This window comes from Kitasatospora sp. NPDC091276 (genome assembly GCF_040684355.1).
GTDB lineage: Bacteria > Actinomycetota > Actinomycetes > Streptomycetales > Streptomycetaceae > Kitasatospora.
On the sequence record NZ_JBFBFU010000066.1, the window covers coordinates 1 to 14,747 of the forward strand.

The following is a 14,747-nucleotide window of genomic DNA, read 5'->3' on the forward strand; positions in this document are numbered from 1 at the left end:
CCCTCACCTCATCGACGGATGCCTCGCCACCACCGGCCTGATCATGGATCGCTGACCAGATCTCAGACCGACATCACGAATTCAACTTCAGTAGCAGCCGATTAGCGACCGAGCGACCTCATTACCTGCCCCCGTATTAGCAATCCAGGGAGGATTCTGCAGGTCCTCGATGGCGCCATTCGAAGAAACCGCAAATCTCGGGCACGAAGAGTTGTGCACGAGCACCGGCGTGGTACCGGCGAGCACATAGTACGTGTGGAGCTGGCCAACGGTGAGATTAAAGTGCGACCTGCGAATTGGCCTCGTAGTTGCGCGAAGTCGCCAACGTAACACGCGCCGTTGGCAGTGCAGAGATTGTCGCCGGACTGGAGCTGAGAACCGTCGGTCAAGCGGCGGGCTGCCTCGTCCCGGTAGGGCAGTTTCAGAATCAGGTGGTCGCTGTGGGCAGGGGAGCGCGGAGCGGCGCCGCCGCCCACAGCGAGGTCGCTGAGCTGGCGGCCCCACGAGCACATACCAGCGCTAGACGCAGTTCTGGGGCCTGCACTGCTCGCAGGGCGAACGACGGCCGGACAACAGCACCGCCCGACGGCATGGCCAACGGGCGGTGCTGTTGCGCAAGGGACTTCTTACTTACTGAAGCCCGGCCCCCTCTGCAATGCATGGAGCAGCTCGGTCGCCGCGGCTGCGACCGAGCCGTCCGCATCGTCTCGGAGTCCTGCAACGTCCATCGCGATATCGGAGAATGCGCGATCCACAGCAATCTCCCATGCGACCCTGTGGGCGTACCGGTCCTTGTACTGAGGCAGTGCCAGATCTTCTGATCGACGCCACGCTCCGGAGGCGCGTCGGATGATCGTCAGAAGTGCCAGAACCTCTGATCGCAGAGATGTTCGCCCCTCCATGACCAGCAATGTCAGAATAGGAACAGCGTACGAAGTCGACTCGTTTACGGACAGCCCCTGATAGCAGACCCGGTACCTAACCTCACCGAGCGCTTCGGACGCCACGGCTGGATCGCTGCTACAAACCGCATCCAGCAGGGCCGGCAGGTCCGATGCCACCCCGCGGGAATGGCTGAGGGCACTCCAGTCCAACTCGCCCGACGAGCTCACAGTGAATACCATCCTTCTACTCGAAATGCCGCACCGCATCGCCGGTCGAGCTGGACTAGTTATGCATAACGCTGATTCCCAACTGCGGAAGCAGCGGCGCACACTCATTCGAACAAGGCTTTCGTGGCGTCAGATGCTTGGGTGATCCGGGGGCCACATTTACCGTTTCCATCACGGCCCCCTTCATCGAATCCCCTGCTTCAAAAGCGTCACTAATGCGGCCGATTTCGGCGCAGCCCATGTGATGACCACCTGCTGCATCGATTGCCGTTCTGGCATCCCAATCAACATCGCCGATATCTGCTCGCGGCATGTTATGCCCGTAATACCCCGCGGGATTATCCTTGGTAGTCAGCCGCGATGCAACCTCAATATTCCCACCCTTAGGAAGTCCCGCGACGTATTTGCAGAGCTCTGGGGAGGTATTGTGCACCAGGACCGGTGTGGCCCCCGCGAGCACATAGTACGTGTGCTACGCGGAAGCTGGGGCCGGAAATGCGCAACACCCGCCCGCCGAATGACCGGCGGGCGGGCGATTTCCAACATAGGGCTCTAGCGCCATTTAGAGCAGCGTTACGGAACCGGCCATGGGGCCCGGCCGGGTTCGGCGTGGACACACACTAGAGGACGATGTGCAAGCACCATGAAATCCACAGCGTCGCGCGCATCTGCTCCGATCTCCCAAACCAGACGATCGAACCAAGAATAGACGCGCCCCGATCCGGAGATGTATATATGCGCGCCGCTCAGCCATCTACAGAAAGGTGAGAAATCTTCTCCGTAGAGAGACTCCAGCCGCAATGCTTCTGCACGATGCCGAACCCCCCAGCCTGCCGAGAATTGAATAGGGTCAGAATTCATGAAGCACGCGCCAGGATGATCCACCGGCTGAACGGACAGCCCGTACAGGTTCTGGTAGAGCTCGGAAACTTGCTCGCCGAGATGATATCCAGCCTCTCGGAGAGCGCCCACGACGGGTGCCACATCGACACTCCGGTCTATGCTCCATCCCGACTGCATAAGCGCATTCTGGACCTCAGGGAGCAGGCCTCCCAACCCGAATCCCAAAGTGTTACCCAATTCCCAGGTTCCCCTGCAGTCGAGCGCAACGACCGCAAGGCCGTGCCCTATCGAAATGTTCCCACTGTCCATCGAGATCGTCGCTCACGTGAACAACGTCCATCTTACCTCCACGCGTTGCCGCCATCCCCTCGGCGTTGTACGCCTTGATCAGGCACTTCGTCTCGGCGCAGCCACCATGATGGCCGTTCTTCGGATCCTTGAAGACCTTATTCATCTCGTCCGGAACCTCAAGCTCCTCGGCATTGTGCGCCCGGTATACCTTCCCGGTCGGCGAGGTGTATTCGGCCGCATAATCAGCGCGCGCAATCTCGGCCTTGTCGGCGAACCCCTCAAAGGTCTCACCACAGTTGTGAACGAGTACTGGCGTGGCGCCCGCGAGCACATAGTACGTGTGGAGCTCCGCGACGCTGAGGTTGCGGGCTTCCTGCGGATCGGTCTCGTAGTTGCGGATGGCCTGGACGGTGAGGAAGGTGCCGTCAGCCGCGCGGACCTGGTCGCCGACGTGGAGGTCGGAGGCGTCGGTCCAGCGCTGGGTGGTCTCGTCCCAGAACGGGTGGTGCTGGGTCGAGGTGAGGGCGGCGGCCGGCTTCGCGTCGGCGGCAAGGGTGAGGTCGGTGAACTGCCGGTCGTCGGGGGTGACGATGGTGGCGGCGACGGCCTCGGGCTTGGTGCTGTCGGTCTGTGGGTCGGTTGACAGGACTTCGTCGCCCTGTTTCACGTCCTTGATGGGTTTGCTGCTGCCGTCGGCGAGTAGGACGGGTGTGTCGGGTTTGAAGCTGTTCTTCCCGCCGATGAGGCAACTTCCAGCGGCCTGCTCTGCTTCGCGAACGGCCTTGGACTCCGTGCGCCAGGCCTTGAAGCCGTCGTAGAGCTCGTTGGCGAGGCGCTTGATGGTCTTGGCGAGCTCGTAGGCCTTGCCCCAGTGGAACGCGTACTTCTTGGCGAGCTTGGCGAGCGGGCCGCCGCCGATGAGGCTGGTGGCGACGTTGAGCACGGTCTCGCCGCAGGCACCGAGGTCGCCCTTGGTGACGCAGTCGAAAGCGTCCGTGATGCCGAGTTCGTCGGCGGCGATTTTGGCCAGCTGCTTGCCGGCGCCCATCACCTTCTGCTTGGCCTGGTTTTCCCTATGGTGCGCCGCTTCGACCTTCTGCTTCGCGGCTTCGGCCCGCTGTGCGCTCTCTTCTGCCTGGTCGACCGCCGGGACGGAGACGGGGGCCGGGGAGACGGGTTTGGCGTTCGGGATGGCGAAGCCCATGGCCGTCGCGACCGCGGTGGCGGCCGCGATGATGAGCGGCTTGATGAAGTCGGCGATGGAGAACAGACCGCTGGGGTCCGCGCGGTTGACGGGGTCGTTGTTGCCGTAGGCGTAGCCGTTCCACTGCTGGGGATCGGCCCGGTCGAGGATGGGATCGAGGCTCAGGAACCGCCCGGTGGTCGGTTGGTACTGGCGGGCGCCGAGGTTGGTGAGGCCGGTGACGTCGTCCTTGGTGCCGCCGACGAAGCCCTTGTCCCCGGCCCAGGTACTCGGCTGGGTGCCACGCGGGTTGCCGAAGGGGTCGTTGGGGCGTCGGGTCTCGGTCAGGGTGGCGGAGTCGATGCCCAGGACGCCGGTGCCGTGGTGGTCGGCGATCTGGTAGGTCAGCTTGCCGCCACCTTGGCGGACCAGGGTGGTGCCGCCGGGGATCTCGTAGTAGCGGGCGCCGGCGAGCTGCTTGGTGCCGGTGTCGACGGTGAGCTCGTCGCCCCCCATGTTGATGGTGGTCTTGCCGGGGTTGCGGCGGACGAGCTGGTTGCCCTCGGCGTCGTACAGGTAGGTGGTGGTGCCGCCGTCGGTCTTGGCCAGCGACTCCAGCCGGTCCTCACCGTTCCAGGTGAGCTTGGCGGTGCCGTTGGTGTCGGTGATGGCGGTGGTGCGCCCGGCCGCGTCGTACTGGGTAGTGCTGGTGGTGGGCGCGTTGTTGCCCGTCCTGCTGGTGGAGCTCAGCAGGGCGTGCGGCCCGCCGGTGCCGCCGCCGCTGTTGGGCGCGCTGGTCGGGGCATTGCGGGTGCCGGTGGACGGGAAGGTCTGGGTGACCGTGGTGTCCTTGGCGGTGTCGCCGCCGGCGTCGTGCGCGACGAACTGGGTGCGGTTGCCCGTCAGGTCGTACTGGTAGCTCTGCCAGTAGGGCGCGTAGCCGCCGACGGTGGTACGGGTGGGCGCCTGGGCGCCGCTGGTGGGCGTGGAGTTGGCGCAGGCCCCCTGGCCGCCCACGGCCGGGTCGGGGGCCTGGTCGAGGCGTCCGGTGTCGGTCCACGCGGTGCTCAGTCGACCGAGGTGGTCGTAGCTAAAGCACTGCAGGTCGGTGGCGCTCGGCGTGTTGTCGGGGATGGCCCGGATCGCGGTGATCCGGCCGGCCTGGTTGTAGGCGTAGGTGGTGTTCTGGACGGTGCCGGTGGTCGAGGTCTGCTTGTCGACGTACTGGGTGAGGGTGCGGCCGGTCGGTTCGTCGTAGGTGGCGGTGGTGACGACCTGGGTGCCCCACGGGTTCATCGTGGAACGGATGTTGCGGCCGTAGGCGTCGTAGTCCGACTGGAGGTCGTACATCTTGCCGCCGTACGCCCCGAACTTCGAGAGCAGACCGTAGACCTCGTAGGTGTACACGATGGTCTCGGAGTAGACGTCGCCGACGGTCGGGCGGGTCTCCTCGGCCTTGGCCCCGGTGATCGGGTCGTACTTGGCGCTGGTGGTGTAGGTGACCGGGGCGCTCTGCCCGACCTCGCTGCCGGGGATCGTCAGGGTGGTCTTGGTCGGCCGGTAGCCGATGTCCATGGACACGACCGCGTTGGTGTACGCGGCGCCCTTGGCCCCGCCCACGTAGCGGGTGGAGCTGTCCTGCTGTCCCTTCGCGACGGTGTCGTACGCGTAGCCGGTCAGCTGGTTCTCCGGGCTGACCGTGCCCTGGTACGTACCGGTCCTGCGACCGAGCAGGTCGTAGGCAGTGGCGATGGTCTGGCCGCCGGCATTGGTGCTGGAGGCCACGCGCCCCGCGGCGTCGTACGTGACGGAGCTGTTGCCCGCGTCCGGGTCGCTGGCGCCGGTCTGGCGGCCGCGCTGGTCGTAGGTGTAGGACCAGGTGTTGCCGGCGGCGTCGGTGCGGGAGGCTTCCTGGCCCCCGGGGTTGAAGGCGTAGCTGGTGACGTCCGCGTCGGCGCTGTTGCCGGTGGCGACGGGCGTCCGGTACTGCCACAGCTGGGTCGTGCGGCCGCGGGCGTCGTTGACCGTGGTGGTCGGGGTGGCGCCGGCGGGCGGGGTGACGTCGGTGCGGTCCGCGCCCGGGTAGGACGTGGTGGTGGCGTTCTGCGCGACACCGTAGGCGCGGAACTGGACGCTGGTGGCGCGGCCCTGGCCGTCGAAGACGCTGTAGGTCTGGTTCGGGACCTTGGCGTCTTCGGGCTCGAACCGCGTGGTCGCGGGGCCGGCCTGGTCGTTGTAGTAGGTGTTGTTGACGCGGTTGGCGCGGCCCTGGGAGTCGTAGTAGGTGTCGGTGATCATCCGGCCGTGGTAGGCGGAGATCGCCGGGTCGGCCTGAGTCTGTACCACGCGGGCGAGCCCGTCCATGATCTGGACGGACTGGGCGTAGCTGCTGTTGGCGCGCAGGCGGCCGGAGGTGACGCTGCTGGGAGCACCGTTGCCGACCGCGTAGCTGTAGGTGTAGTTCGCCTTGTCGCTGGTCGTCCGGCCCGCGAGCCAGACGGCGGTGAGACGGCCCAGGGCGTCGTAGGCCTGGGTGACGGTGCGCCCGTTGGCGTCGGTGCCGGTGATCGGCAGGGCCCGGGCGGGGTTGAGGGTCGCGGTGGAGATCCGGCCGGTGGCCGCGTCGGGAGCCCCGACGGGGGCCGGCGAGGTGATCGTCGTCCCGTTGGGCAGCTCTCCGGGGTTGGCGGAGTTGTAGACCGTGGTGGTGGCCGCGCCGCCCGGGTGGGCGGAGTCGGTGGTGGTGGGGTCGGTCACGGTGACCGGGCGCCCGTAGGTGTCATAGGTGCTGAGGCCGGTGGTGGTCCACTGGGCCTTGCCGGAGTCGTCGAACTTCTCCAGGACCTGGATGCTGCTCGCTTCGCCCTTGGCGCCGGCGCTGCCGAAGGCGGCGCCGTCGAAGACGGTCCGCGAACCCGTGAGGGTGTTGGCGGCCGTGGGGACGGCGGTGCAGGCGTTCGGGCCGGAGACCGAGATGGCCTCCGAGACCAGCACGGTCATGACCGAGTCGGTGCCGGTGGCGTACGTGGTGCGGGCGCAGACGTCCGGCGTGCCCTCGGCCTGGTTGAGCACGGTGACGGGCCGGTTGGCGTGCGCCGGGTCGGTGGTGGTGGTGTCGGTGGTGGTGCGCCAGGTGCCGTCGGCCTTGCGGGCCTTGGCGGTGACGACGCTGCTGGTGGAGGTGTAACGGGCGACGAGGTCGGGCAGGCCGTCGCCGCGCACGTGGGTCGCGGTGGTGGCCGGGCCGGAGCTGGTGCTGACGCTGTAGGCGACCGGTTCGGTCGCGCCCGCCTGGGCGTAGGTGTCCGATTCCAGGACCTGGCCGGAGAGCCAGTCGCTGTCAGTGACCGGGCCGCTCATCGGGCCGGCGACCGTCCGGGAGCGCTTGGCGCCGGAGGCGGTGAGGTCACCGTCCATGCCCTGGTGGTAGGTGGTCGACTTCTGGCCCTGGGCGCCGTCCTTGCCGGTGCCGGTCACGGTGGTCACCGTGGCGAAACCCCGGAAGTCGTCCCAGGTGCGGTCCTTCGCCTCGACGAACCGGCCGTCGTTGCGGTGCCAGGCGGCGTCGCCGTAGGTGTAGGTGGTGGTCTGCGGGAGCGCTCCCTTGACGAGGTCGGAGCGCGGGTCGACGGTGATCGTCTTGACCGGGTAGCGCAGGAACCAGTCGTCCACCGGGTTGCTGTCGGCAGTGGAGTTGGGCTGGTACCACTTGACGTTGAAGCAGCCGAGCTTGTTGTCGTCCGCCGACGTCGGCATCACCCCGGCGGTGCGGGAGCAGGACGCCTGGTAGTAGTCGACGTTGATGGCGCCGCCGGTCTCGGTGGTCACCGAGGCGATGCGCGGCCGGTTGTAGGCGGGGCGGGAGGGGCCCGCGCCGTCCACCCGGTTGGGCAGCAGGACGTCGGCGAAGGTAACGGCCGGCAGGGTGATCGGCTTCTGGCCGTTGAACTCGTCCTTGGCGGTGCGCTGGACGGAGGCCAGCCACGGGACCGCGGTGTTCTCGGTGCTGTTCTGGACCAGCTTCAGGACATGGCTGAGCGCGTAGGAGTCGACGTCGCGGTAGCCGTTGCCGGAGCGGATCCGGGTGGTGATGGTGTTCAGCCACTTCGTGGTGAAGTAGCTGGGCCCGTAGTTGGCGCACACGTCGTTCTGCGCGCACTGCTTGTCCAGCGGGACGTCGGGCCAGTTCGCCGCGTTGGCGGCGGTGCGCTGGGCCGGGTCGCAGGCCGCGGCGCCGGTGACGCAGCGCTCACCGGAGTCGAAGTCGATCCGGGCGGCGGGCTGGTAGCCGCCGTTGGCGTTCAACTGGTCGGACAGCAGCTGCCCGTAGCCGATCGAGGCCACCACGCCACCGCGGGTGTAGGCGGTGTTGGTGCCCTTGCCCCGGTTCTGGCCACCGCCGCGCGCGTAGTAGTTGGTCTCGGGCGTGTAGCTGTAGGTGGTCAGATTGCCGTAGACGTCCACCTCTGAGTCGAGGTTCCAGCGCCAGGCGGTCTGGCACCAGGAGTCCTTGCCCTTGCCCGCGTCGTAGCAGGGGTCGCCACTGTTGGGCGAGTACACCGGAACGGTCCAGGCGGAGTTGGCGTCCGGACCGATCGTGGTGGGCTTGCCGGTGGCGGAGGGCAGGTGGTTCAGGCCGAAGTAGTAGGCGGCACCGGCGGCGTCGGTCAGCTTGATGTACGAGCCGTTCCAGGTGCCGTTGGTGGCGCCGGTCAGGAACTCGATCCTGCTGCCGTCATCGGTCTTGAGCCGCCAGGTGCACCTGGACCACTCGTCCGGGCCGGCCGTCTTCGGGCACGAGGCGTCCTCGGGCACCAGCTCACCGGAGTGGCCGGCCAGCGACAGGGTGAGGTTGGCCTCGCCCCAGCACTGGTCGCCGGAGCCGGTGATGCCGTCCTTCGCACACGGGCGGAAGGAGCGCTCGACGAAGCCCGGGCCGTAGTCCCAGCCGTCGCCGATCCAGGAGGCCTGGGAGTTCGTCGAGGAGGTCTTGCCGTCCACCGCGGTCGAGCTGTATCCCAGGGCGACATTCGGCGCGCCGCCACCGATGCTCGGGGGCGACTGCACGGGATAGCTGTAGTTGAACGCGCCCGAGGCCTCGCCGGCAGTCCAGGACTGGCTGGGCGCCAGGCTGGTGGCGCTGTAGGTACCGGCCCCGCCGGTGGCGGGCGCGTCGGCCGCGAGCACGGTCGGTGCGGCCGCGGCGGCGGTGAGCCCGGTGCGGAACGCGGCCTGCGTCACGCTTGCCTTCGGGGCAGCCGTGGCGGCCGGCAGGTCGACGTCGGCGACCAGCTTCCCGGTCTGGGCGTCGTAGTGCGACTCGACGGGCTTGCGCTCCAGGCAGCCCTCGGCCTGGGGGGTGGTCAGGGAGCAGGCGGGCAGGGTGTAAAGGCGGGCGCGTTGGGACCAGTCACCGCCGAGCCCGGCTCCGAAGGCGGAGGCGTCCAGGCTGACTCGCAGCTTGGCCGCGTTCGACGGGTCGGTCGGCGTGAGCGCCACCAGGTTGGTGCGCGATCCCGCGGACGCGGCGGTCTTAGCGTCGGTGACCTCGACGTGCACCGAGGCCTTCGCACCGGGCTCGACGGTCGTGTCCTTCCGCGTGGCCTCCTGGCCGTCGGCGGCCACGGGCGCCAGCCACACCGGAAGGGCGCCCGCCTTGGTGGAGGCACCGGCGGAGGGCTCGATCACGGTCTGGCCGGCCTCGTCCAGCCGGGCCGCCCGGCTGCCGACTGGCGGCACGGCCGCCAGCTCGACGGTGGACGCACCGCGAGGGGGGACCACCGGGGATTTTGGCGGCACCCAGTCAGGAGTCGGAGTTCGTGGAGGAGCCGGGGAGTCCGGCTTCGCGTCCTTCCCGGGGACGGACGGTGTGGACGGCAGTTGAGTGGTCGTCGGGGACCAGATCCTGTTCTCGTCCGAACCGATGGCGAATGCGGGAACCCCAGCCGCCGGTACGACGAGTCCCGCCATCATAGCCAATGTGCTGAGCAGGGCTGTTCTGGGTTTTCTCGCCCGTTGGGCGGTTCTTCCCCTGGTTGACCGAGCACGACGGGTGGACGCCACCACTGCCCCCTATGGGAATTGACCATGCCCCTGGGCATGGAACAGCCGAAATTAACGTCGGCGACCCTACGAACTTGTTCACATCAACGTCGAGCCCAATATCAATTTTTTATAAGTGGCATGCATCACGTTGACCGACAAATCGTCAGCTAGCCTCACTAAAGGGGCATATAGCCCTGTTAATGACTTGACGCACCTTCACTTTTGGGCGAAATTCCGCATGTCCTGTGCGCATTGCCCGATCCCGGCGGTGTCCGCACCAACCATCACTTCCGGGGGAGGCCCCGTCATGCCCGAACGCCCACCGAGAGAGCACCCGAGAGCCCGGGGGCGAGCCGCGTCTCGGCTTCGCTTCGCCGCCGCCGCGACCGGATTCGTCCTCGCCCTGTCTTCCGCAATGCCCGCCTTCGCCGGCACCACGCCGAGCGGCACCGACAGCAAGACCCTGGCCGAGCTCATGGCGGCCGCAGATACCGCACACGCCAAGGACCGCCCGAAGGACCGGCCGGCGGATAACACCGCGTTCGCCCAAGCCAAGGCGACCGGCAAGAGCGTCCTGATCGACCGTCTGACCACCGAGTTCACCGAGACCTACGCCACCCCGGACGGCCAGCTGCAGGAGTCGCGCCACCCGCAGCAGCAACGGATGAAGGCCGACGGCCAATGGCACCCGCTGGACGCCACCCTGGCCGCGCGACCGGGCGGCGGCTTCGCCCCCAAGGCCACCCCGTCCGGTGTGGTCCTGTCCGGCGGTGGTGACGGGCCGCTGGCCACCATGACCAGCACGGACGGGAAGAAGCTGGCGCTGACCGCGCCGTTCCCGCTGCCTGCACCCCAGGTCCAGGGCGACAGCCTGCTCTACCCAGCGGTCCTCGGAGCCGACACCGACCTGAAGGTCACGGTCGGAAAGGCCGGCAGCGTCAGCACGGTGCTGATCGTCAAGACCGCCAAGGCGGCGGCGGACCCGGCGCTGAAGAGCCTCCACTTCGGCACCGTCACGGACGGGGTCACCATCACGTCCGACGAGAACCACGACCTAACGGCCTCCGCCGCCGACGGTCCCCGCTGGCACGCGCCTGCGCCCCGGATGTGGGACAGCACCCCCGCCGCCGACGCCGCCCGGACGGGCACCCCGGGTGTCAAGGCCGCGAGCTTCCACGCTGCGGCTGCGGCAATGCCCGCAGCCGACACGACGCACTCGCCGTCACCGGCCCCCAGCACCTCCTCCGGCGCGGGCGGCCGCGAGGTGGTCCCCTCAGTGAGCACCCCGGAGAGCCCCGGCGCCGGCGCGAAGGTCGCGACGGTGCCGGTGGCCACCACGTCCTCGGGCATCGACCTCACCCCGGACCAGTCCATCCTCGCCACAGGCACCGCCCCGTACTTCATCGACCCGGCCTGGATCCCCTGGGCCAACAGCAGTTACGGCTCCACCTTCGTCCAGTCCCAGCACCCAACCGCGACGCACTACAACGTCAACGGCCCGGCGGACAGCGACCACCTGGGCGTCGGCAAGTGCGGCAGCTACCCCAGCGCGCCCAGCTGCAACCCGGCCGACATCGAGCGGACCTACTTCCAGATCGACACCCGCGGTCTGAACGGCGCGGCCATCAACTCCGCGCGACTGGACTTCGCCGAATACATCTCCGCCGACTGGGACTGCAACAAGACCTACGGCGTCGACCTCTACCTCGTCGACCGCCCCATCAACACGGGCACCAACTGGAACAACCGGCCCCAGCCGGTCGGCGGTCCGATCGAGACCGCCCAGGTCGCCGGCTCCGGCCGCGGCGCCTGCCACGACAACGTCCCGGTGACGTTCTGGAACGCCGGCCCGACCGTGGCACAGTGGGTCAACGAACCCTGGCTGACCTTCGGTCTCCAGGCCTCCGACGAGAACAACGCCTACGCGTTCAAGCGCTTCGACTACGGCGCCACGCTCACCGTCACCTACGACCGCACCCCCAACACCCCGACCAACCCGTACACCTACCCGGTCCCCCACACAGCCGACCCCGCCCGCCAGACCCAGGGCTGCAACGGCGACAACTGGGGCTGGCTCGGTGCCGGTTCGGACCTCAACGGCGCCGTAACCCTCAACGCCACCGTCAGCAGCCCCGTCCAGGGCCAGCTCTACTCCTGGTCCCACATCTGGGACTACACCCTCTCCGGCGTTCCCGACGTCGACGGCGGCTACTCACCCCTTGTCAACAATGGTGGCAACGCAGCCTTCACCGTCAGTCCGAACGTCATCAAGGACGGCCACCTCTACGGCTACGGCATCATGGCCAGCGACCAGTTGGTCGGTCTCTCCGGTTCCACCCCCACCTGCCGCTTCGGTGTCGACCTGACCCCTCCGCAGGTCTCCGTTCCCGGCGTCTACGACCAGCTCTCCGACGACGCACTGGCCACCCAGTTCCCACCCTCCGGCAACGGGCAGACCACCAAGATCCGCACCTGGCAGACCGGGTACGTCCCCGTCACCCTCACCGATCCCACCCCCAACGGCGGCGTCGCCTCCGGGGTGAAGTGCCTTCGCTGGAGCTGGGACCCGCAGCTTGCGGGCGCCGGCTGGCAGTGCGGCGGCGCCATGCCCACCGGCGGCATCCCGGTCATGGCCGGCCGCTGGGGCACCAACGTCCTGTTCATCCAGGCCCAGGACGACGCCGGGAACGTCTCCCCGGTCACCCAGTACGCCTTCTACGTCCCGTGGAACCCCGACGGCCCGCCTCCGGTCTTCGGCGACATCACCGGAGACGGCGCTCCCGACATCGTCACCTACGACGGGGCCGGCAACCTCCGCGCGTACAACGTGCCCGGCAACTCCCTCGCCAAGAGCCCCACCGCGGCTCTGGCGGCGCTGCCGGCCGACTCCCCCACCGGCAGTTGGACCAACGGCGTCCAGTTCACCCACCGCGGCACCCTGACCGGCGGCAAGAACGTCGACGACCTCATCGTCCACCCGGCGGGCGACAAGGACATCTACCTCTACGGCAACCCCGGCAACACCGGCTACTCCGGCCGCTTCGACAGCAAGGCGGTGCTCGCCAAGCCCAACTGCAGCGACGCCGACAACCCGCCGCCGCGGTGCGCACCGGGGGCGTACGCCGCCGACTGGTCCACCACCCTGCAGGTCGCCTCGCTCGGTGACCCCGCGCACAGCGACCTCGACACCAAGCTGCAGTTCAAGAACCAGACCGGCCTGCTGACTGTCGAAAGCAACGGCAGCGACGCGGGCCTGTGGTTCTACCCGGCCACCGGTGCCCAGACTCTCGGCGCCCCCGTGCAACTGGCGGCCTCCGGCTGGAAGGACCTCGACCTCCTCACCCCGGGTGACTGGGCCGGCCAGGGACACCCCGGCCTGTGGACCCGCAACCGCGCCACCGGCGACCTACGCGCCTACACCTTCACCACCGGCACCTACGCCCCAACCCACAACGGCGAGCCCGTCCGGGACGAATTCGGCAACCCGATCAGCGTGCCCACGGTGACCGCGATCTCCGCCGCCGTCCCGATCGGCAACGTCTCCGCCACGACGTGGCCCGTCCTCGGTTCCGACGGCGACCTGACCGGCAACGGCGCCCCCACCCTCTGGGGCCGCAACGCCGACGGGCAGATCCAGATCTGGTGGGGACACCGCAGCGGCGACCCCACCAATCCCACCTTCACCTGGGACGCCGGCCCCCAGAACGCCGCCAAGGCCGCCGCCGCCCCGAGCTGGTGGGCCATGGACGGCCGGACCGAGAAGATCGTCGACAGCAGCATCAACAACCCGCTGAGCCCCAGCGGCGCCCCCACCCGCACCGCCGACCACAACAACGTCGCCGGCGCGGCCACGGCCCTCAACGGCAGCAGCTACTACAAGACCAAGCAGAGCCCCGGCATCGACACCACCCGCAGCTACAGCGTCGCGGCCTGGGCGAAGATCAACAACACCAACGGCTTCCGGACCATCGTCTCCCAGGCCGGGAACCAGCGGAGCCCGTTCTACCTCCAGTACTCCTCCTCCTTCGGCCGCTGGTCGTTCACCCTCGCCAGTGAGGACCGCTACCCGCCGGCCAAGTACTACACGGTGAACGACACCGCAGCGCCCCAGGTCGGTGTCTGGACCCACCTCGTCGGCACCTACAACGCCGACACCCAGGCCATCACCCTCTACGTCAACGGGCAGGCCGTCGGCACCACCAAGGTCGACGCCGACTGGCACGGCTGGACGGCCGACGGCCCGGTCACCATCGGTGCCGAGACCACGCACCAAATCCCCGACACCGCCGGACTCGACGGTGCGGTCAGCGACGTGCGGCTCTACCCGTACGCCGTCACCGACCAGCAGGCCAACAACCTCGCCACCGGCAACGCCAGCGTCCACGTCCAGAGCGCCTACGCCTACGGCAAGTGCGTCGACGACTGGGGTGGCGGCTCAACCGGTGCGACGGTCGCCATCTACGACTGCTGGAACGGAGCGAACCAGCACTTCACCTTCACTCCCGACAACACCATGACCATCAACGGCAAGTGCGTCGGCACCCAGGACAACGCCGCCGGTAACGGGGCCAAGGTCGTCCTGCGCGACTGCAACCCCGCTGAGGGCGGGCAGCAGTGGCTGCGGCGCTACGACGGCAGCCTCTTCAACCCGCAGTCCGGCCGCTGCCTGGAACTCCCCGGCTGGACCACCACCAACGGCACCCAGCTCGACATCTGGGACTGCCACGGCGGGGCCAACCAGCGGTGGACCTACACTGCACAGCTGACTGGCTGACGGTCAACCGGCACCACCACGCGAAGGCCGTTGGCTCCCCATGGGGGAGCCAACGGCCTTCGCCATACCCGGACGGCCGCCAAGCGAGCCGAGCCGATTCGCAGGGTGGGGGCCTACAGGGCCCGGCACCGGGACCTTCCAGCTCCTCCTCCTAGAGCCCCTGTTCGGCGCCCACGGCCCCCCGGCCGCGCCGCCACGGAGGCCGGCGGCTAAGCCCGCCCGTACGACACGATGACCCCCTGGCGCCATGTCACTGGCCGCCACACCTGCGGCCTTGGCTACGTCAGCGTCGACCCGCACCGATGGCCTCCGACGCCCACCGCTTCTACGAGAAGCTCGGCTTCGTCCCGTCACACGTCGGATTCAAGCTCCAACTCTGGGGCCTTGGAGTTCCAAGGCCCCAGACCCCGGAAATGCAGAGAACCCCCATCCGGTTTCCCGGATGGGGGTTCTCTGTGAATGATTGTTCGGCGGCGTCCTACTCTCCCACAGGGTCCCC

At 68.2% G+C, this 14,747-nt stretch carries 4 protein-coding genes; 1 reads left to right on the forward strand and 3 read right to left on the reverse strand.

Annotated elements, in window-relative coordinates; genetic code table 11:
- Positions 1 to 1,167: 1,167 nt before the first annotated feature.
- From AB0O19_RS37955 to AB0O19_RS37965, 3 genes are all read right to left on the reverse strand, one after another.
- Entirely contained in the window at positions 1,168 to 1,545 is a 378-nt protein-coding gene (locus tag AB0O19_RS37955) for a hypothetical protein (RefSeq protein WP_363626255.1), read from the reverse strand.
- Positions 1,546 to 1,685: 140 nt separating this feature from the next.
- Positions 1,686 to 2,264 (reverse strand): SUKH-3 domain-containing protein, encoded by a 579-nt coding sequence (locus AB0O19_RS37960; RefSeq protein ID WP_363626257.1) that lies wholly within the window; start codon positions 2,262 to 2,264, stop codon positions 1,686 to 1,688.
- The gene (locus AB0O19_RS37965) at positions 2,185 to 9,210 is read right to left on the reverse strand and encodes a polymorphic toxin-type HINT domain-containing protein (RefSeq protein WP_363626259.1); all 7,026 of its coding nucleotides are present in this window, start codon (positions 9,208 to 9,210) and stop codon (positions 2,185 to 2,187) included. Before AB0O19_RS37965 ends, AB0O19_RS37960 begins: the two co-directional genes overlap by 80 nt.
- A 679-nt stretch (positions 9,211 to 9,889) precedes the next feature.
- On the opposite strand from AB0O19_RS37965, the gene AB0O19_RS37970 reads away from it, so the two are divergent.
- The gene (locus AB0O19_RS37970; RefSeq protein ID WP_363626261.1) at positions 9,890 to 14,248 is read left to right on the forward strand and encodes a LamG-like jellyroll fold domain-containing protein; all 4,359 of its coding nucleotides are present in this window, start codon (positions 9,890 to 9,892) and stop codon (positions 14,246 to 14,248) included.
- The last annotated feature ends 499 nt before the right edge of the window (positions 14,249 to 14,747 follow it).

Excerpts from the sequence above, each read along its gene's own strand:
- AB0O19_RS37960 (WP_363626257.1), bottom strand. The coding sequence starts at position 2,264 with ATGGACAGTGGGAACATTTCGATAGGGCACGGCCTTGCGGTCGTTGCG.
- AB0O19_RS37970 (WP_363626261.1), top strand. The coding sequence starts at position 9,890 with ATGCCCGCCTTCGCCGGCACCACGCCGAGCGGCACCGACAGCAAGACC.